Here is an 18,259-nt window from a genome sequence, read left to right as displayed (position 1 = left end):
GTGCAAATTTATGTGAGTGGAATACATACTGATGTAGGAAAAACACATTTTAGTGCAGCTTTTTGTGCGAATTTTAACTATGATTATTTTAAACTCATTCAAGCAGGAACTCCAACAGATAGTGAGTTTATTGCAAAATTTAGCCCAAAAACAAAGATTTTTAAAGAAGGTATTTTTTTGCAAACTCCAGCTTCTCCTCATCTTGGAAAAATCAAAGAAAAGCTTGATTATAAAGCCTTAGATATCATTTTACCAAAAAGCAAAAACCTACTTATTGAGCTTGCGGGTGGGCTTTTTTCTCCTATGGATGAAAATTACACTATGATTGATTTTGTGAATATTTTCAAACACCCTACGATTTTGGTAGCAAAATACTATCTTGGAAGCATTAATCATATCTTGCTTAGCATTGAAGCTTTAAAGCAAAGAAATATCAATCTTTTAGCCCTTGTAATGATGGGTAAAAAAGATATCTTACAAGATGATTTTATAAAAAATTATGCAAAAATTCCTATAATCAATCTTGATTTTTTTGATGAAAATAGCATTTTAAATAAAGATTTTAAAGAGCAAATGCAAGAAATTTTACAACTTAAAATTCCTTAAAAATCTGCTCTAAACTCTCTAGTACATAAACGATTTGTTCTTTTGTGATGATGTAAGGAGGCATAAAATAAATCGTATTTGCTAAAGGTCTTAAAAGCAAACCTTTTTCTAAGGCTTTTTGAAATACAAAAAGTCCTACGCGTTTATACTTGGTGCTTAAAATATCAAAAGCACTGATCATCCCGCAAGTTCTAAAATTACCCAAAAAGTCAAATTTTTCAAGTCTTGAAAATTCTTTTTTGATAAACTCGCTTAAAATTTGATTTTTTACTAAAATATTTTCATCCTCAAAGATATCTAAAACCGCATTTGCTGCCGCGCAAGCTAAGGTATTTCCCGTATAGCTATGAGAATGTAAAAAAGCCTTTTGGCTTTCATAAGTATCATAAAAAGCATTATAAATTTCATCTCTTGTAAGCACTACAGAAAGTGGCATAAATCCACCCGTTATCCCTTTTGAAAGGCAGATAAAATCGGGGCTTTGTTTGCATTGATGTAAGGCAAACAAAGTTCCTGTGCGTCCAAAGCCCACTGCAATTTCATCAAAAATCACTTGCACTCCAAATTTATGGCAAAGCTTTATGGCCTCATCAATAAACCTTGCTTCATACATATGCATATTTCCTGCACATTGTACCAAGGGTTCAAGTATAAAAGCACAAATTTCACTTGCATTTTTTTCTAAAATATCTTTTAAAATTTCAAGCTCTTTAGTGTAGTCTTTGCCTTGTGGCACAGGCGTGCTTAAACACTCTAAAAGCAAGGCTTTGTAAGTATCTTTATAAAGCGCTACATCGCCCACACTTAAGGCTCCTAAGGTTTCACCATGATAAGAATTGCTTAAAGATAAAAATTTACTTTTTTTCACTCCCTTATTTAAATGATAATGAAAACTCATTTTAAGTGCTACTTCAATAGCACTTGATCCATTATCTGCATAAAAACATTTGTTAAAATTCCTGCCTACTTTTTCGCAAAGTCTTGCAGAAAGCTTGATAATGGGCTCATGTGTAAAACCTGCTAAAATCACATGCTCAAGCTCATCAACTTGTTTTTTGATGGCATTTGCGATTTTTTCATTACAATGACCAAAAAGATTTACCCACCAAGAACTCACACAATCCATATAAGCCTTATCATCAAAATCATAAAGCCACACGCCTTTTGCTTTTTTTATAGGGATTAAAGGTAGGGTTTCGTGATCTTTCATTTGTGTGCAAGGGTGCCAAATGTGTTTTAAATCGAGATTTTTTAAGATTTGATTTTGCATTATAACTTCTTTTTTAAAAATATTTTGGCAAAATAATACTTTAAATTTTTAAATTTACAGGAAAAAAATGAAGCTTGAAAAAATTTTGCAAGATCTAGAGCAAAATCACAATCTAAGAACTCTAACACCTTTAAAACATGAAAATAAATTTGTTTATAAGCAAGATCGCAAACTTTTAAATTTAGCAGGAAATGATTATCTTTATTTGGCGTCTTCTAAAGAGTTAAAAGCTGAGTTTTTAAACACCCTAAAAGAGCAAGATTTGTTTTTTTCAAGTTCGAGTTCAAGAAGTTTGAGTGGAAATTTTGAAATTTATGAAGAATTAGAAAGTTTTTTAAAGGCTAAATTTAAAGATAAGGAAATTTTGCATTTTAATAGTGGCTATCATTTAAATATCTCTTGTATAGCAGCACTTTCTAGCGTTTCTAAGACGCTTTTTTTAGCCGATAAATTTATTCATGCAAGTATGATTGATGGCTTAAGACTTGGCGGGGTTGATTTTTTTCGTTTTCATCATAAAGACATGAATCATTTAGAAAGTTTGATCCAAAAACATTATGAAAATTATGAAAATATCATCGTTTTAAGCGAAGCTTTGTTTAGTATGGATGGAGATTTTAGCGATTTTAAAACTTTGTGTGAGCTTAAAAAGCGTTATGATAAAATCAAGCTTTATATAGATGAAGCACACAGCGTGGGTTGTTTTGATGAAGAGGGTTTGGGGCTTGTTAAAAAACTAGCCTTAGAAAATGAAGTGGATTTTTTGGTTTTTACCTTTGGAAAAGCCCTTGCTTCCATGGGTGCTTGTATGATATGCGAGGAAAAATATAAAAAATTTTTCATCAACAAAGCTAAAGCTTTTATTTATTCTACAGCTTTGCCACCTATTAATGTAGCTTGGACGCAATTTATTTTTAAAAAAATGCCTTATTTTAAGAAAGAAAGAGAAAAATTAGAGCTTTTAAGCACTTTTTTTAAAAGTAAATTGCAAGAAAAAAATCACACTATTTTGGGCGATGCTTATATTATTTGCTTGCTTTTAGGTGAAAATAAAAAAGCCTTAGAAATTTCACAAAAACTTCAAAAAGCTGGATTTTTTGCTCCCGCGATCAAAGAACCTACCGTGCCAAAAAATACAGCAAGAATTCGTTTTTCTTTACACGCGGGACTTAATATAGAAGAACTTGAAAGGATAATAGAGCTTTTATGAAATATGAATTTTTATGCAAAAATCCTGATTCAAAAAAACTTATAGTGGCATTTGGAGGGTTTGCTTCACATCCTAGTCATTTTTCGCATTTAAAAAGCGATAAAAATGTGATTTTATTTTATGATTATGAAAATTTTGATTTAAATTTTAATTTCAAAGCTTTTGATGAACTTTTTTTAATCGCTTTTTCTATGGGAGTTTGTGTGGCAAATAGACTTTTAAAAGAGCTTAATTTTAAACAAAAAATAGCCATAAATGGCACAAATTTAGGCATAGATAAATCAAAAGGAATTCATCCTACAATTTTTAAAAAAACCCTGCAAAATTTTAAATTAGAACACTTTAAAGAGGCTTTATTTAAAGAACGCAAAAGCTTAGCCAAAGATTTTATTTTTAAAGATGAAAAAGCTTTGAAAATAGAGCTTGAAAAACTTTTTGACTTTGCTTTAGTAAAACAAGAAGAAAATTTGCTTTGGGATAAGGTTTATTCAAGTAAAAAAGATGAAATTTTTCCACCAAATGCTTTAAAAAATGCTTTTTCAAAACTTATTTTTTTAAATGAACCGCATTTTGCTTTTTTTCATTTTAAAACTTGGGATGAGCTTTGAATTTTTTAAAAGCAAAAGATTATGAAAAACATGCAAAAGTGCAAGATTTTATGGGTTTAAAACTTTGTGAAATTTTAAAAGATTTAAAAATTTCACATTTTGAAAAAGTATTTGAATTTGGTTGTGGCAGGGGTGAATTGAGCAAAAAACTTCAAAATTTTATTACTTTTGATGAGTATTTAAAAAACGATATTTTAGATTTTAAAGAAAATTCTAGTATTTTAATTTTTGATATGAACGAAATTGCAAAACAGGATTTAAGTAAAGAGAAATTTGATCTTATTGTTTCAAATGCAACTTTGCAATGGCTTGATTTAAAACGCATTATACCAAGTCTTAGAGATATGCTAAATCAAAATGGGATTTTACTTCTTTCTACTTTTGCAGAGCAAAATTTAAAAGAAATCAAGCAAAGCACGGGTTTTGGTTTAAATTATTTTAGCTTAAATGAATTAGAGCAAATTTTTAAAGTCTATTTTAATGAAGTAAAAATTACTCAAGAACTCATAAAATTAAGCTTTGATAATGCTTTAGATGTTTTTAGACATTTAAAATTAAGCGGAGTAAATTCTTTAGGATTTTATCCTTTAAATAAAGGTTTTTTAAAAGAATTTGAAGAAAAATTTCAAAACAAACTCACTTATCATCCTGTATTTATTTTATGCAAAAATGATATAAAATGAATTTTTTGTGTTATAATCCAAAAATTAAATTTTTACACAAGGAAAACTAAATGAAAAAGTTTGTAGTATTTTTTGGGATTTTGCTTTTTGTTTCGTGTTTAAATGCGCAAAATTTAAGTATTTTTGTAGCTTCTTCAGCTTCAAAGGCGATGAGTGAAGTTAAAGATGAGTTTTTGAAAACACATCCAGAAGATAAAATAGAATTGGTTTTTGGTGCTTCTGGAAAATATTATGAGCTTTTAAAACAAGGAAGAGAATTTGATCTCTTTTTTTCAGCGGATACTAAATATGCTAAGGCTATTTATGATGATAAAAATGCTTTAATAAAACCAAAAGTTTATGTTTTGGGAGTTTTGGCTTTGTATAGCTTGGATGAAAATTTACTCCAAGGAGGCGTTGAAAATTTAAAAGAAAAGGCAAACAAAATCACGCATCTAAGCATAGCCAATCCTAAAGTAGCTCCTTATGGAGTAGCAGCTAAAGAAGTGCTTGAAAATTTGGGTTTAAATGAGCTTCTTAAGGATAAAATCGTTTTAGGCGAAAATATCTCAGTGCCTGTTTTACATGTAGATAGCAAAAATTCAGATATAGCTATAGTGGCTTATTCTTTAGTTTCTTCTATCAATCATCCTAAGGGCAAGGCTGTTATAATTGATGCAAAGTATTTTAGCCCTTTAGAGCAAAGTTATGTCATCACAAAATACGCTAAGGATAAAAAATTAGCCTTTGAATTTAACGAATTTATTGGCTCTTCAAAAGCAAAAGAAATTTTTAAAAAATACGGATTTAGCACACCATGAACCTTATAAAAGGACAAATTTGTGAGCTTTTAAATCAAGAGGATATAGTTATTGTTAAAATACTTTCTAAAGAAGTGATTTTTAGTGTTTTAATGCTTGAATTAAAATCTTTAGAAAATTTAAAAATTGGTGTGAGTGTAGAACTTCTTTTTAAAGAGCATGAGCTTTGTTTTAGCGCAAGCAAAACTCTTTTAAGTGTTGAAAATTCTTTTTTAGCTAAAATTACAAAAATTAAAAAAGGCAAACTTTTATATCAGGTATTTTTTGATTTTAAAGGTAATGAACTTTCTAGTATTATCACCAAAGAAAAAGCTTTAGAACTTGAAATTTGTGAAAATCAAGAATGGCTTTGTTTTGTAAAAGCAAATGATATTGTATTAAGGAGTCATAGTGCTTGATCCAGCTTTTTTACAAACCCTTTATCTTACTTTTAAACTTGCTTTTATCACGACTTTTATCCTTTTTTTTATCGGTGTTTTTTTAGCTTATTTGTTAAGTTTTGTGCGTTTTCCTTTTAAAACAATCCTTCAAAGCTTTATTTCCTTGCCTTTGATTTTACCTCCTAGTGTTTTGGGATTTTATTTGCTTGTAACTTTTTCGGCTAATAGTTTTTTAGGGCAAGTTTTAAAAGAATATTTTAATCTTTCTTTGGTTTTTAGTTTTGAAGGTCTTGTTTTTGCTTCTTTGATTTTTTCTTTGCCTTTTATGGTAAATCCTTTGCAAAGTGCCTTTTCATCGATCAATCCAAATTTGCTCGATGCTTCTTATAGTTTAGGTAAAAGTAAAATTTATACTCTTTTTAGAGTGATTTTACCTAATTCTAAAGCAGGAATTTTTAGTGCTTGTGCGATGAGTTTTGCCCATACTGTGGGTGAATTTGGAGTCGTGATGATGATAGGAGGACATAAACAAGGTGAAACTTTAGTGGCTAGTATAGCTATTTATGATGAACTTGAAATCTTAAACTATAGCTTAGCCCATCAATATGCTTTTATATTGTTTATTTTTTCTTTTTTAGTACTTTTTAGTCTTTATTTTATCAATAAAAAAATGAGTTTTCAATGATAAGAATTGATATCAATCATCCTATGAATACCGCTAAAGGAAGACTGGATTTAAATTTTAAAAAAGATATAGAATCAGGAAAAATTACTGCACTTTTTGGCGAAAGTGGAGCAGGAAAAACCACTCTTTTAAAAATCATAGCGGGACTTATAAAGCCTAAATTGGGGCGTATAGAAGTAGATAATGAACTTTGGTTTGATTCTTCAAAAAATTTTAGTTTAGCTTTACAAAAAAGAAAAATTGGTTTTGTTTTTCAAGATTATGCGCTTTTTCCAAATATGAATATAAAAGAAAACATCGCCTATGCCGCTAGTTCTAAAGCAAAGGTTAGCGAGCTTTTAGCCTTAATGAAGCTTGAAAATTTAGCTAAAATTTATCCTAAACATTTAAGTGGGGGGCAGGCACAAAGAGTAGCTTTAGCAAGAGCTTTAGCAAGAGAACCAAAAATCTTGCTTTTAGATGAACCTTTGAGTGCTTTGGATTTTAAAATGCGTGCCAATTTACAAGATGAATTAACCAAGATTTTAGAGTATTTTAAAATAAGTACTTTATTGGTAAGTCATGATCTAGCTGAAATTTATAAGTTAAGTCATAGAATTTTAGAGCTTAAAAACGGAAAAATTATTAAAGATTTTCCTAAAAATGAATTTTTTACTCATTCAAATATCAGCGCAAAATTACGCTTAAGTGCAACTTTGCTAGAAATTAAAAAAAGTGATATTTTAGTGGTTTTAACCTTGCTTTTAAATCAAGATATTATTAAAATCACTCTTAGTGAAGAGGAATTTCTAAAAGCTTATCAAGATGTAAAAATCGGCGATACGCTTTTGCTATCCATAAAAGCCTTTAACCCTATCATCGTAGGAAAACTTGATAAATAAGAGCAAAAATTTAATTTTTTAATGAGTACTTTAAGTGTACGCAAATCATACAATTAAGTATTTTTGCATTTTACGAAATACTCACTAGCCATCATTTTTAACTTTTTTTACAAGTTCATCTAAATATTTTTCTAAAATTTTTTCTCTTTTATATAAATCTTCAAATTTATCAATATCTAAATTTAGCGCGAAAGCCTTATATTTATTTTCATCTTTTAAATACACAAAACCTACAATCCAAGCAATTTTTTGCTCATCATTAAAACCTGTTTTTCCAAAAAGCTCTAAATTTTCCATATTTTTTAAATAAATCATTTCCTTAACACTATTCATTGCTTCTTGAGAAAAAGGTAAGCTATTTTGTGAAAGTCTAAAAAGCAAAATTGCTTGTTCTTTAGCGCTTATTTTTAGTGAGTTGTCAAGCCAAAAAGTATCGATCTTGGAAATTTTAGCATTACCGTAATGAAGCTTGTTTAAATATTCTTGCATAGTTTTGATACCAATTCTTCTTGCCACTTCTTTAAAAGCAAGAACATTAGAATATTTTATAGCTGAACTTAAATTCATATCTTGCGCCCAAGAAGATAAAAATACTTTTTCACCTCTATAGTGATAAAAAATTTCTTTTTTAGTTTTTATCACACCACTATCAAGTGCAATTAGAGCATTAAAAATTTTAAAAGTGGAAGCGGGAGAGAAAGTCTCCATAGCCCTTGAAAAGTCGTTACTCGCCCAAGTTTTTCCATCATAAAAAACAAAAGTGCCGCTTGTATTATACTCTTTAAACCAATTATTTAATATCTTATCTTGCCCAAACACTAAATTTAAGAAAAGTAAAAATAAAGTTATTTTTTTCATAAAATATCTTTCTATTTAAATAATTTTAAACAAAATACTTTTTAAAGCTTTATTTTCTTTAAATATCCTTTAACATGAACTGAAATTTTCTAAAATTGTAACCATTAAAGCAATCCATCGATTAAATATAACTTACTTTATCATTCATTTACTATTTATGAAAAATTATATGCTAGTTTTTTGCTTATTATTTTATAGCTAAAAATTGAGGTATGCAAAATGAGAAAAAGTATGATTAGTTTTTTGGAAAAAAAGGCCAAAAATGAAAAAATAACCATGGTAAGTGCGTATGATTATCATAGTGCAAGAATTTTAGACAATAGCGATATAGATATTATATTGGTTGGAGATTCATTAGCCATGACGGTACTTGGTATGCAAGATACTTTAAGTGTTACTATGGATGAAATGTTGATTTTTACCAAAGCTGTTTCTCGCGGAGCTAAAAAGTCTTTCGTACTTGCTGATATGCCTTTTATGTCTTATCAAAGTTCAGATCGTGACGCTATCTTAAATGCCTCAAGATTTATCAAAGAAAGCCACGCAAATGGGGTAAAAGTGGAAGGGGGTATAGAAATCGCAAGTAAGATTAAATTGATTTCCCAATCAGGAATACCCGTCGTTGCTCACCTAGGACTAACCCCACAAGCTGTAAATATGCTAGGTGGCTATAGGGTTCAAGGTAAAGATTTACAATCAGCCCAAAAAATTATAGATGATGCAAAAGCTGTGCAAGATGCGGGTGCTTGTATGTTGGTTTTAGAATGTGTGCCTGTAAAACTAGCACAAAAAATAAGCTCTATTTTAGAAATTCCAACAATCGGCATAGGTTCAGGCAAATACTGCGATGGACAAGTTTTAGTTTATCACGATCTTTTGGGTTTAAATAAAGATTTTAAAGCAAAATTTGTAAAGCATTTTGATAAAATTGATCCTCAAGTAGGAGTTGAAAAATATAGAGATGAAGTTAAAAGCGGTATTTTTCCTTCCCAAGAGCACAGCTTTGATTATTTAGATGATGAATTATTAGATAAATTATACTAAGGATACAAATATGCAAGTCATTACTTCTGTCAAAGAAGCAAAACAAATTGTAAAAGATTGGAAATCACATCAACTTAGTATAGGCTATGTTCCAACCATGGGTTTTTTACACGATGGACATTTAAGTTTAGTCAAACATGCCAAAACACAAGATAAGGTTATAGTAAGTATCTTTGTAAATCCTATGCAATTTGGGCCTAATGAAGATTTTTCTAGTTATCCAAGAGATTTAGAACGCGACATTAAAATGTGTCAAGATAATGGCGTTGATATGGTTTTTATCCCCGATGCAACTCAAATGTATCTTAAGAATTTTAGCACCTATGTAGATATGAATACGATCACTGATAAACTTTGCGGGGCTAAAAGACCGGGGCATTTTAGAGGCGTTTGCACGGTTTTAACTAAATTTTTTAATATCCTAAACCCTGATATAGTCTATATGGGGCAAAAAGACGCGCAGCAATGCGTAGTCGTTAGGCATATGGTTGATGATTTAAATTTTGATTTAAAAATTCAAATTTGTCCTATCATTAGAGAAGAAGATGGCTTAGCTAAAAGCTCTAGAAATGTATATCTTAGCAAAGAAGAAAGAAAAGCGTCACTAGCTATATCTCAAAGCATTTTTTTGGCTGAAAAATTAGTCCGAGAGGGAGAAAAAAATACTTCTAAGATCATCCAAGCTATGAAAGATATTTTAGAAAAAGAAAAACTAATCAAAATCGATTATATAGAATTAGTCGATTTTAACACCATGGAAAATATCGAAAATATCACTGATAATGTTTTAGGAGCGGTGGCTGCTTTTGTTGGAAAAACAAGACTCATTGATAATTTTTTAGTACAAGGATTAAAATGAATATCACTTTACTCAAATCAAAAATACATCGCGCAAGCGTAACAGAAGCTAGGCTTGATTATATAGGAAGTATAAGTATAGATGAAAAATTATTGCAAGCGAGTGGAATTTTAGAATACGAAAAAGTCCAAGTAGTCAATGTCAATAATGGCGCTAGATTTGAAACCTATACCATAGCCACGCAAGAAGAAGGAGTTGTATGCTTAAATGGTGCTGCGGCTCGTCTTGCAGAAGTGGGAGATAAGGTGATCATCATGTCTTATGCTGATTTTAATGAAGAAGAAGCAAAAACATTTAAACCAAAAGTTGTTTTTGTGGATGAAAATAACACTGCTACAAAAATAACAAATTATGAAAAACACGGAGCTATTTTCTAACATCTAGCTATTTTTGTAATTTTTTCTATCTTAGATAAATTCATTTATCTAAGATAGAAAAAAATGATTTTTATATCTTTTAATCCATTATTTTTGCTTATCTTAACTTCTAGTTTTTATAAACCACATCTTTTTTCATTAAAAATTTTTTTAAATTTTGTCCCTCTTTGATAACCTTGTTTTCCCTTATAAGTTCAAAACCATTTTTTAAGAAAAAATCTTTAGCACTTAAGGATGCGAAAGTGTAAATTTCATTATGCAAATAAGTTTTTAAAATAAAATCAAGTAAATTTTGTGCTAAACCTTGTCTAATAAAATCAGGATGAGTAAAAAGCAAATCAAGCAATTTCTGCTCTTGTTTAACACTTATAAAACTTGCGATTTTTCCTCTTTTTTCATAGACAAAGATCTCATCATATTTAAATTTTTCTTCCCATTGTTGTCTATCAATTTTAATCCAAGCACAAATTTGATCTTTTGTATAATCCTTAGCACAAAGTGTTTTTACGCTTTGCTCAAAAAGCGACAAACAAGCATTTAAATCTTTAATATCAGCTTTTCTTAGCAAGAACTTTTCTTAATGCCAAGCTGGCTAGGGCTAAACCAAAAGATGCAGTCACACCCATAAAAGATCCAAGATCTTTACAATGCGCTTCCTCATCTGAAAATACCACATCAAAATTTCCCTTAAAGCCTGATTTTCTAAGCTCATAACGAAATTTTTTCGCTAAAGCATCGCCGTGAGTTTTAAAAATACTTGTAGTTTTAATGCGTGTTGGATCAAGCTTTCTAGCTCCACCTGTTGAGGAGATAAAAATTTGTTTTTTAAAATCTATAAGATGAGCCAAAGCTACTTTTGCAGGAATATCATCAATGGCATCTATGATAAGATCAAACTCGCTTAAATCAAAATTTTTTAAAAAATTTTCATCGATTTTACTGACTATACCTTTAACCTTATAAATTCTTTCAAATACTTTAGCCTTTTCTTCGCCTATATTTTCGCTATGAATTTGGCGATTTTGATTAGTGATTTCAAATTTATCCGCATCGATTAAAGTAAGGTTTTTAAAACCACTACGATAAAGCGCATCAACGCAAATTCCACCCACTCCACCAAGTCCGCAAACCAAAACTTTTGTTTGTGAAATTTTTTGAAATTTTTCTTCTCCAACTAGCCATTTTATACGTGTAAATCTATCATTCATCATTTGCCTTTAACCATTTTTTAACTTTTTTCATTCTTTCATAAGCTGTAAGATCCAGCATTATAGGTGTTATTGTAGCGTAGCCTTTTTTAAGTAAGGCAATATCGCTATTTTTCTCATCTTCAAAGTCTAAATTCGCCGCTGCAAGCCAATAGTACTCTACTCCTCTCGGATTGACATTTGAATGGGCTTCAAAATTATAAACCCTTTTGCCTGCTTTACAAATTTTAATGCCTTTGATTTTTGATTTTGCAGGAAAATTGATATTTAAAAATTCTTTTTTTTCCAAAGGAAAACCTTTATCAAAAATATTTTGAATGATTTTTTTGGTAATTTGTAAAGCATTTTTATAGTCTAGTTCTTTTTCGCTTTTTTTATAAAATTGAGAAAGAGCGATAGCAGGAATTCCTTGTAAAACCGCCTCCATAGCTCCTGCGCAAGTTCCTGAGTAGGTAATATCCTCGCCTACATTAGCACCTTTATTAATCCCACTTATTACAAGATCAGGCAAACGCTTTTTGTATAAAGCATGCAAAGCAAGATAAACACAATCTGCTGGAGTGCCATCATCAAGTTTGTAAAATCTTTTTCCCACTTTAACAAAACGCAAAGGTTTGGTTAGGGTTATAGAGTGCGAACAAGCTGATTTTTCACTAGCAGGAGCTACTATGGTGATCTTGGCTTTAAATTCTTTTGTTAACATCTTAATGAGTTTTTTAAGTCCTTCGCTTTCATAACCATCGTCATTAGTGATAAGAATTTCTTTCATTGTCTTCCTTGCAAAAGATAAAAATCTGGATTTTAACATATTTTTTTAAAGCTTCATAGTATAAAAATTTAATTTTTAAATTATATAAATTTCGTATTATTTTTAATTATTTTTTTATTTTATATCGATTAACATTATTTAAACTATAAAAATATAAAGTTAGTAAGGATGGTTTAAATATGTTTGATTTTTTCAAACCTAAGGCAAAAGCTATTAAATTTCCTCTTTAGGAAATTTTACCTAGATATTACAAAATGAGAACTTGGAGTTTAAGTGGGGTTTTTATAGGATATATGGGATATTATCTTGTGCGAAATAATATCACTCTTTCAACTCCATTTATACAAAATCAACTTAATCTCAGTAAATCAGACATCGGAACAATCACAGGCTCAATGCTTATAGCTTACGGGATTAGCAAGGGTGCAATGAGCGTTATAAGCGACAAAGCTGATCCTAAAAAATCATGGCTTTAGGTCTTATTTTATGTGCTCTTGTAAATGTTTTACTTGGTTTTTCAAATTCTTTTTACGCTTATGTAGGTTTTGTTATCGCGCTTGGGGTTTTTCAAGGTATGGGGGTAGGTCCTTCTTTTATCACTCTTGCAAACTGGTATCCTAAAAAAGAGCGGGGAATTTACACGGCCGTTTGGAATATCTCACATAATATAGGAGGCGGGATAGTTGCTCCTATAGTTTCGCTTTCAGGTTTTGCTTTGGCAGCATTATTGGGTGTGAGTATGGCAAATTTTAACGAAACATATTGGCACATGAATCATTTTTATACTCCTGCTGCTTGTGCAGTTATCATTAGTCTTTATGCGCTTTATGCAGTTAAAGGAAATCCTAAAAATGAAGGTTTGGTTGATATTACTGAAATCAATGAAATGCGAGGGATTAAAACAGAAGAAATCAAAGCTATAGAAACTCCAAATTTAAGCAGTTTTGAAATTTTTTATCATTATGTACTTAAAAACAAAAATGCTTGGTATGTGGCTTGGATGGATACTTTTGTTTATATGGTGCGTTTTGGGCTTATTTCTTGGCTTCCTATTTACTTGCTAGAAACAAAAGGCTTTAATAAAGAACAAATAGGTATTGCCTTTTGGCTTTTTGAATGGGCTGCTATACCTTCTACTTTACTTGCAGGATATATTTCAGATAAAATTTTTAAAGGCTATAGAATGCCTCCTGCTATAGGCGCCATGGTGATTATTTTCTTTATGATTATTGGATATTTTACTTCAAATAATCTTTATATGGTTATTTTCTTTGCAGCTATGGCGGGATGTTTAGTCTATATACCACAATTTTTAGCAAGTGTGCAAACTATGGAAGTCGTTCCTGCTTTTGCAGTAGGATCTTGCGTAGGACTTCGTGGCTTTATGAGTTATGTAGTCGGCGCTTCACTTGGAACAAAAGCTATAGGCTGGGCTGTGGATTACTATGGTAGTTGGAATGCTGGTCTTATCATGCTCCTTAGTGCTTGTATTCTTTGTATACTTTGTTCTACTTTATGTCATTTTAGCGCTAAAAAGAAGTATCAATAACAATTTTAACTTTTGCTTGCAAAAATACCAAGCAAAAGTTAGATTTTAATAATATTTTTGTTACATTATAACTATTTATTAACATATAATTTCTAAAATCTCACCTTCAATCAATAAAAATTTATCATAAAAGGAAATACTATGAAAAAAATTATTACTTTATTTGGTGCATGTGCCTTAGCTTTTAGTATGGCAAATGCAGATGTAAATCTTTATGGACCAGGTGGCCCACACACGGCCTTAAAAGATATAGCAAACAAATATAGCGAAAAAACAGGCGTTAAAGTAAATGTAAATTTTGGCCCTCAAGCGACTTGGTTTGAAAAGGCTAAAAAAGATGCAGATATTTTATTTGGCGCTTCGGATCAATCGGCTTTAGCTATAGCAAGTGATTTTGGAAAAGATTTTAATGTGAGTAAAATCAAGCCTTTGTATTTTAGAGAAGCTATCATACTTACTCAAAAAGGCAATCCTTTAAAAATCAAAGGTTTAAAAGATTTGGCTAATAAAAAAGTAAGAATCGTTGTACCTGAAGGTGCTGGAAAGAGCAATACTTCTGGAACGGGAGTTTGGGAAGATATGATAGGTAGAACTCAAGATATAAAAACCATACAAAATTTTAGAAACAATATCGTAGCTTTTGTTCCAAATAGTGGAAGTGCAAGAAAGCTTTTCGCACAAAATCAAGCCGATGCTTGGATCACTTGGATTGACTGGTCAAAAAGCAATCCTGACATAGGAACTGCCGTAGCTATAGAAAAAGATTTGGTTGTTTATAGAACTTTTAATGTGGTAGCTAAAGAAGGTGCGAGCAAAGAAACACAAGATTTTATTGCTTATTTAAGTTCTAAGGAAGCTAAAGAAATTTTTAAAAAATACGGCTGGAGAGAATAAACCTTCATACACGCTTTTTAGCGTGTATTCTTGCATAACTTCTTTTAATTAAGCCAAAATAAGATAAAATGTTTAAAATATTGATAAGGAAATTTTTTGAAAACCTTTTTAGTTTGTGCTTTAGAACCTTCAGCAAATTTGCATTTAAAAGAAGTTTTAAAAGCCTATAAAAAAGACTTTGGAGAATTTGAACTTCATGGGATTTATGATGAGAGTTTATGTAAAGAATTTGATTTAAATTCTAAGCCACTTTATAGTTCACATGAGTTTAGTGCTATGGGTTTTATAGAGGTTTTACCTTTGATTTTTAAGTCAAAAAAAGATATTATTTTAACTTGCAAATATAAAGGTAAAGTATGGATTATAAAAAAGCATTTTATTTAAAATTAGAGGATTGTTATTTAGGTGCGAAAATTAAAAACTCGCAAAATCAAGCTAAAAATGGTTTTACAAATTTACTTGTTATAAAAGAAAAATATTTTCAAAAAATCAAAGACTATTTAGACACACAAAATCTTTATACAGATACTTATAATAAACTTTATAATTTTTTTAGCACCTATTTAAACGAAACAGGAACGCCGTTTTTTTACGATACACCTATGTATAAAAATATCTATGCAAGGGTATATTCAAATTCAAAAGACACAAGTCTTTTTTATAAAACACAAAATTTATACTATGTAAAATCAGATACTATTTATAATCCTTTAAGCTTGCAAAGTGAAGATAAAAAATACACTTTAAATTTTCTTACCGATGAGTATGAGCAAAATGCTGATAATAATAAAAGTAAAATCAATTTTTATTTGCAAAATATACAAGATGATAATATAAACATAAAAGTGATAAATTCTAAAAATAATGATGGCGCAAATGTATTTAAACAAAACTCAAGTGAATTTAGCGATGTTTTTTTAAAGACTTTAAAAAATGCACAAATAAACATAAAAGAAGAAGAGCTAAAAAAACTTTTTAAAACTTATAAAAAACAAAATGAAGTAGATTTTTTTATCCATAAAAATGCGAAAGAATTTTTAAAAGAACAATTTGATTTGTGGTTGTTTTCCTATGTGAATGATAGCATTACTGATTGGACTAAAGAAAAGATAGATGAGATCAACGATCTAAAACAAATCGCTTTTGCTATCATTGATATGATAGCTGACTTTGAAAATGAGTTAAAAGCTATATGGTTAAAGCCAAAATTTGCTAAAAATGCTCACTATGTATTTAGCTTAGATACTATTAAATCACACTCAAATAACGCTGATGAAATTTTAAACTCCATATATAAAGATATAAATTTTAATGAGCAAATCGCAGAATGGAAAGAATTAAATTTCATAAATGATGAGTTTGATATAAAGGCTATAAATGATGAAAAATACAAATTCTTACCGCTTGATACAAAGTATTTAAGCGAGGAAAACTATTATAAACTTTTGCAAAGTTTTGAAAATTTAGATGAAATTTTAAATGGAGAGCTTGTAAAAGCAGATAATTTTCAAGCACTTAATTCTCTAATGCCAAAATACCAAGGCAAAATAGATCTGATCTATATAGATCCACCTTATAATACAGGTAATGATGGCTTTGTCTATACCGATAAATTTAACCATAGCTCATGGCTTGCTATGATGAAGAATCGCCTAGATCTAGCAAAAGAATTTCTAAAAAATAGCGGAAGTATTTTTATAAGTATTGATGATAACGAACAAGCAAGGCTTAAGATTCTATGTGATGAGGTGTTTGGGGAAGAAAATTTTGTGGCGAATGTTATTTGGAGAAAACGAGCGGGTGGCGGTAATGATTCCAATCATATAGCAGTTGAACAAGAGTATATAAATATATATGCAAAAAATATAGAACATCTTAAAACATATGGAATTGCAAGAACAAATATTTCTCAGTATAAAAAGGATGAAAAAGGGTATTATCTTGAAAAACCACTAAATGATACTTCTTTGCAAGATAGTCCTGGATTGCATTATGATATTAAATTGCCTAGCGGAAAAATACTAAAAGGCAGTGAACATCAGTGGAAAGTGTCAGAAAATACCTTTTATTCAAGACTTGAAAGAGATGAAATTATTTTTAAAAATAATGATAAAGTGTATTACAAACACTATATTGATATAGCTTCTAATCTTAAGCCATCTTCTATTTGGTACGATTTTGTATTAAATGCTGATGCTACAAATGAAATTAAATTAAATTTCGAAAATAAAATTTTTGATACACCAAAACCTGAAAAGCTTCTAAAAAGGATTTGTGATATAGGTAGCAATCAAAATTCACTTGTTTTAGACTTTTTTGTAGGAAGTGGTACCACGATAGCTACTGCACATAAACTAAAACGCAAATGGCTTGGAGTGGAAATGGGAGAGCATTTTTACAAAGTCATCATTCCTAGAATGAAAAAAGTTTTAAATGGCTTTGTTTGTGGTATAAGTAAAGAAGTAGAATTTAAAGGTGGTGGTGCTTTTAGATACTATGAGCTTGAAAGCTATGAAGAAAGTTTAGAAAATTGTGAATATATATTAAGTAGTGATAATGCGCTCATAGATTATAGAAAATCCCGCAAACTCATCAAAGGGCTCAAAAAAGGTGAAAACATCTACCTTGATATGAGTAAATATGATAAAAACTTTGACATTTTTGTAACGATGTCTAATCTTTTGGGACTTAAAATCAAAAATATTTTTATAGATGATAATGGCATAAAATCTTGCAGATTTGAAAATGGTGATACTGTAAATTTAGAAAATATTGATTTAATCAAATATCCAAAACTAAGAAATCTAATATGGTGGGAGAAATAAAATGTATACTTTTTATGAAAATCAGATACAAGAGGCATTAGATAGAGCTTTTCCGGCTTATGTAAATAATTTAAGATATAGAAATGAAATTCTGCAAAAAGATTGTTACATAAGAGGTGTCTTGGGGGAGATTTTTATTAGAGATATTTTAAAAAATTATGGCTTTATAACAACATCAAATGAAAATAACGAAGATAAGGAAGATAATACTGATAGAGATTTATTAATTTATGGATTAAATACTATATCATCGCAAATTCGATTTCAAAAAGCAATAAAAATAGAAATCAAGACTTCTTTAATTCCAAATGATAAGTTTAACTATATCGATAATGGAGATGTTAAAATTTATAAGAAGACAAATATCGAGGATGATATATATTGGGATTTTGGAATTCAAATTTATTTTAAACAATATAAACCAGAGTGGGAAGAGAATGTACAAAATATTTATCAAAACAATGCATGCAACAATACAGATAACAAGCTATTAGATTTGTATAAGAAGTTACAATTTGAAATATTTTGGATTTCAAAACAAGAAGCTATTAATGCTAATTTTTTGCAAGAATATAAAACTTGGTGTTATGCGAATAAAACATTTTGGAAGTGTCCGATTAGAAAATGTAATCCAAATTTCTACGAACTTATTATTTGTTTGCTTGATAATATTATAAACGCCCAATATCAAGAAATTTTAATGTTAAAAAATTATATTCTAAGTAATAATACAAAATAACATCATCCTTTGCA

General features: G+C 29.7%; 21 protein-coding genes and 1 pseudogene. 17 read left to right on the top strand and 5 right to left on the bottom strand.

The window, feature by feature from the left end; genetic code table 11:
• Positions 1-606 (top strand): ATP-dependent dethiobiotin synthetase BioD, encoded by a 606-nt coding sequence (bioD, locus tag FBE96_RS01495; RefSeq protein ID WP_002816248.1) that lies wholly within the window; start codon positions 1-3, stop codon positions 604-606.
• Here bioD and FBE96_RS01490 read toward each other — a convergent pair.
• Positions 593-1,876: an adenosylmethionine--8-amino-7-oxononanoate transaminase gene (locus FBE96_RS01490; RefSeq protein ID WP_002816247.1), complete on the bottom strand. Its 1,284-nt coding sequence runs from the start codon at positions 1,874-1,876 to the stop codon at positions 593-595. The genes bioD and FBE96_RS01490 overlap by 14 nt on opposite strands.
• A 67-nt stretch (positions 1,877-1,943) precedes the next feature.
• On the opposite strand from FBE96_RS01490, the gene FBE96_RS01485 reads away from it, so the two are divergent.
• Genes FBE96_RS01485 through FBE96_RS01455 form a run of 7 tightly spaced genes read left to right on the top strand, consistent with a single transcriptional unit; the run spans position 1,944 to position 7,123 of the window.
• Entirely contained in the window at positions 1,944-3,086 is a 1,143-nt protein-coding gene (locus FBE96_RS01485) for a pyridoxal phosphate-dependent aminotransferase family protein (protein ID WP_145599588.1), read from the top strand.
• Positions 3,083-3,694, top strand: a complete 612-nt coding sequence (locus FBE96_RS01480) for a pimeloyl-ACP methyl esterase BioG family protein (RefSeq protein WP_002872038.1) — start codon at positions 3,083-3,085, stop codon at positions 3,692-3,694. The genes FBE96_RS01485 and FBE96_RS01480 overlap by 4 nt, the downstream gene beginning before the upstream one ends.
• Complete coding sequence (gene bioC, locus FBE96_RS01475) at positions 3,691-4,377, top strand: malonyl-ACP O-methyltransferase BioC (RefSeq protein ID WP_002872037.1); 687 nt, start codon at positions 3,691-3,693, stop codon at positions 4,375-4,377. Before FBE96_RS01480 ends, bioC begins: the two co-directional genes overlap by 4 nt.
• A gap of 50 nt (positions 4,378-4,427) precedes the next feature.
• Positions 4,428-5,177, top strand: a complete 750-nt coding sequence (gene modA, locus FBE96_RS01470) for a molybdate ABC transporter substrate-binding protein (protein WP_002857589.1) — start codon at positions 4,428-4,430, stop codon at positions 5,175-5,177.
• On the top strand, positions 5,174-5,575 hold the full coding sequence (locus FBE96_RS01465; RefSeq protein WP_002857328.1) for a molybdenum-pterin-binding protein: 402 nt from the start codon (positions 5,174-5,176) through the stop codon (positions 5,573-5,575). Before modA ends, FBE96_RS01465 begins: the two co-directional genes overlap by 4 nt.
• A complete protein-coding gene (gene modB, locus FBE96_RS01460) occupies positions 5,568-6,242 on the top strand; it encodes a molybdate ABC transporter permease subunit (RefSeq protein WP_002857391.1) in 675 nt (224 codons plus the stop codon). The genes FBE96_RS01465 and modB overlap by 8 nt, the downstream gene beginning before the upstream one ends.
• Entirely contained in the window at positions 6,239-7,123 is an 885-nt protein-coding gene (locus FBE96_RS01455) for a sulfate/molybdate ABC transporter ATP-binding protein (RefSeq protein WP_002816233.1), read from the top strand. The genes modB and FBE96_RS01455 overlap by 4 nt, the downstream gene beginning before the upstream one ends.
• An 84-nt stretch (positions 7,124-7,207) precedes the next feature.
• Here the strand turns inward: FBE96_RS01455 and FBE96_RS01450 are convergent, their stop codons facing one another.
• Positions 7,208-7,981, bottom strand: a complete 774-nt coding sequence (locus FBE96_RS01450; RefSeq protein WP_002783228.1) for an OXA-61 family class D beta-lactamase OXA-193 — start codon at positions 7,979-7,981, stop codon at positions 7,208-7,210.
• 219 nt (positions 7,982-8,200) lie between these two features.
• Between FBE96_RS01450 and panB the strand changes: the two genes are divergently transcribed.
• Genes panB through panD form a run of 3 tightly spaced genes read left to right on the top strand, consistent with a single transcriptional unit; the run spans position 8,201 to position 10,261 of the window.
• Complete coding sequence (gene panB / locus FBE96_RS01445) at positions 8,201-9,025, top strand: 3-methyl-2-oxobutanoate hydroxymethyltransferase (RefSeq protein ID WP_002783229.1); 825 nt, start codon at positions 8,201-8,203, stop codon at positions 9,023-9,025.
• Positions 9,026-9,035: 10 nt separating this feature from the next.
• Positions 9,036-9,884, top strand: a complete 849-nt coding sequence (panC, locus tag FBE96_RS01440) for a pantoate--beta-alanine ligase (protein WP_002778123.1) — start codon at positions 9,036-9,038, stop codon at positions 9,882-9,884.
• The gene (panD, locus tag FBE96_RS01435; protein WP_002857482.1) at positions 9,881-10,261 is read left to right on the top strand and encodes an aspartate 1-decarboxylase; all 381 of its coding nucleotides are present in this window, start codon (positions 9,881-9,883) and stop codon (positions 10,259-10,261) included. Before panC ends, panD begins: the two co-directional genes overlap by 4 nt.
• Positions 10,262-10,370: 109 nt before the next feature.
• Here the strand turns inward: panD and FBE96_RS01430 are convergent, their stop codons facing one another.
• Genes FBE96_RS01430 through surE form a run of 3 tightly spaced genes read right to left on the bottom strand, consistent with a single transcriptional unit; the run spans position 10,371 to position 12,238 of the window.
• On the bottom strand, positions 10,371-10,829 hold the full coding sequence (locus FBE96_RS01430) for a GNAT family N-acetyltransferase (protein ID WP_002906402.1): 459 nt from the start codon (positions 10,827-10,829) through the stop codon (positions 10,371-10,373).
• Positions 10,813-11,472 carry a tRNA cyclic N6-threonylcarbamoyladenosine(37) synthase TcdA gene (locus FBE96_RS01425; RefSeq protein ID WP_002860322.1) on the bottom strand — a complete coding sequence of 220 codons (660 nt, stop codon included), beginning with the start codon at positions 11,470-11,472 and terminating at the stop codon, positions 10,813-10,815. The genes FBE96_RS01430 and FBE96_RS01425 overlap by 17 nt, the downstream gene beginning before the upstream one ends.
• Positions 11,462-12,238, bottom strand: coding sequence for a 5'/3'-nucleotidase SurE (gene surE, locus FBE96_RS01420; RefSeq protein ID WP_002854555.1), 777 nt, complete (start codon positions 12,236-12,238; stop codon positions 11,462-11,464). The genes FBE96_RS01425 and surE overlap by 11 nt, the downstream gene beginning before the upstream one ends.
• A gap of 254 nt (positions 12,239-12,492) precedes the next feature.
• On the opposite strand from surE, the gene FBE96_RS08550 reads away from it, so the two are divergent.
• From FBE96_RS08550 to FBE96_RS01395, 6 genes and pseudogenes are all read left to right on the top strand, one after another.
• Positions 12,493-12,714, top strand: coding sequence for a glycerol-3-phosphate transporter (locus FBE96_RS08550; RefSeq protein WP_002857419.1), 222 nt, complete (start codon positions 12,493-12,495; stop codon positions 12,712-12,714).
• Complete coding sequence (locus tag FBE96_RS01415; RefSeq protein WP_002906404.1) at positions 12,705-13,787, top strand: MFS transporter; 1,083 nt, start codon at positions 12,705-12,707, stop codon at positions 13,785-13,787. The genes FBE96_RS08550 and FBE96_RS01415 overlap by 10 nt, the downstream gene beginning before the upstream one ends.
• Positions 13,788-13,928: 141 nt before the next feature.
• On the top strand, positions 13,929-14,681 hold the full coding sequence (gene peb3, locus FBE96_RS01410; RefSeq protein WP_002868180.1) for an AcfC family glycoprotein adhesin PEB3: 753 nt from the start codon (positions 13,929-13,931) through the stop codon (positions 14,679-14,681).
• Between the two features lie 96 nt (positions 14,682-14,777).
• A pseudogene (locus FBE96_RS01405) lies at positions 14,778-15,002 on the top strand (lipid-A-disaccharide synthase); the annotation flags it as partial.
• A 35-nt stretch (positions 15,003-15,037) separates the two neighbouring features.
• A complete protein-coding gene (locus tag FBE96_RS01400) occupies positions 15,038-17,506 on the top strand; it encodes a DNA methyltransferase (RefSeq protein WP_002868182.1) in 2,469 nt (822 codons plus the stop codon).
• A 1-nt stretch (position 17,507) separates the two neighbouring features.
• Positions 17,508-18,245: a hypothetical protein gene (locus FBE96_RS01395; RefSeq protein WP_002868183.1), complete on the top strand. Its 738-nt coding sequence runs from the start codon at positions 17,508-17,510 to the stop codon at positions 18,243-18,245.
• Positions 18,246-18,259 lie beyond the last annotated feature (14 nt).

It is taken from the genome of Campylobacter sp. CFSAN093241 (genome assembly GCF_012889595.1).
Taxonomy (GTDB): Bacteria; Campylobacterota; Campylobacteria; order Campylobacterales; family Campylobacteraceae; genus Campylobacter_D; species Campylobacter_D jejuni.
Note: the sequence above shows the minus strand (reverse complement) of the source record. Positions and strands in the feature narration are given on the sequence as shown.

What these genes read in the sequence shown, in the direction of transcription:
- FBE96_RS01490 (WP_002816247.1), bottom strand. Translation starts at nt 1,876, where the DNA reads ATGCAAAATCAAATCTTAAAAAATCTCGATTTAAAACACATTTGGCAC.
- FBE96_RS01485 (WP_145599588.1), top strand. Translation starts at nt 1,944, where the DNA reads ATGAAGCTTGAAAAAATTTTGCAAGATCTAGAGCAAAATCACAATCTA.
- FBE96_RS01480 (WP_002872038.1), top strand. Translation starts at nt 3,083, where the DNA reads ATGAAATATGAATTTTTATGCAAAAATCCTGATTCAAAAAAACTTATA.
- modA (WP_002857589.1), top strand. Translation starts at nt 4,428, where the DNA reads ATGAAAAAGTTTGTAGTATTTTTTGGGATTTTGCTTTTTGTTTCGTGT.
- FBE96_RS01465 (WP_002857328.1), top strand. Translation starts at nt 5,174, where the DNA reads ATGAACCTTATAAAAGGACAAATTTGTGAGCTTTTAAATCAAGAGGAT.
- FBE96_RS01455 (WP_002816233.1), top strand. Translation starts at nt 6,239, where the DNA reads ATGATAAGAATTGATATCAATCATCCTATGAATACCGCTAAAGGAAGA.
- FBE96_RS01450 (WP_002783228.1), bottom strand. Translation starts at nt 7,981, where the DNA reads ATGAAAAAAATAACTTTATTTTTACTTTTCTTAAATTTAGTGTTTGGG.
- panB (WP_002783229.1), top strand. Translation starts at nt 8,201, where the DNA reads ATGAGAAAAAGTATGATTAGTTTTTTGGAAAAAAAGGCCAAAAATGAA.
- panC (WP_002778123.1), top strand. Translation starts at nt 9,036, where the DNA reads ATGCAAGTCATTACTTCTGTCAAAGAAGCAAAACAAATTGTAAAAGAT.
- panD (WP_002857482.1), top strand. Translation starts at nt 9,881, where the DNA reads ATGAATATCACTTTACTCAAATCAAAAATACATCGCGCAAGCGTAACA.
- FBE96_RS01425 (WP_002860322.1), bottom strand. Translation starts at nt 11,472, where the DNA reads ATGATGAATGATAGATTTACACGTATAAAATGGCTAGTTGGAGAAGAA.
- surE (WP_002854555.1), bottom strand. Translation starts at nt 12,238, where the DNA reads ATGAAAGAAATTCTTATCACTAATGACGATGGTTATGAAAGCGAAGGA.
- FBE96_RS08550 (WP_002857419.1), top strand. Translation starts at nt 12,493, where the DNA reads ATGAGAACTTGGAGTTTAAGTGGGGTTTTTATAGGATATATGGGATAT.
- FBE96_RS01415 (WP_002906404.1), top strand. Translation starts at nt 12,705, where the DNA reads ATGGCTTTAGGTCTTATTTTATGTGCTCTTGTAAATGTTTTACTTGGT.
- peb3 (WP_002868180.1), top strand. Translation starts at nt 13,929, where the DNA reads ATGAAAAAAATTATTACTTTATTTGGTGCATGTGCCTTAGCTTTTAGT.
- FBE96_RS01400 (WP_002868182.1), top strand. Translation starts at nt 15,038, where the DNA reads ATGGATTATAAAAAAGCATTTTATTTAAAATTAGAGGATTGTTATTTA.
- FBE96_RS01395 (WP_002868183.1), top strand. Translation starts at nt 17,508, where the DNA reads ATGTATACTTTTTATGAAAATCAGATACAAGAGGCATTAGATAGAGCT.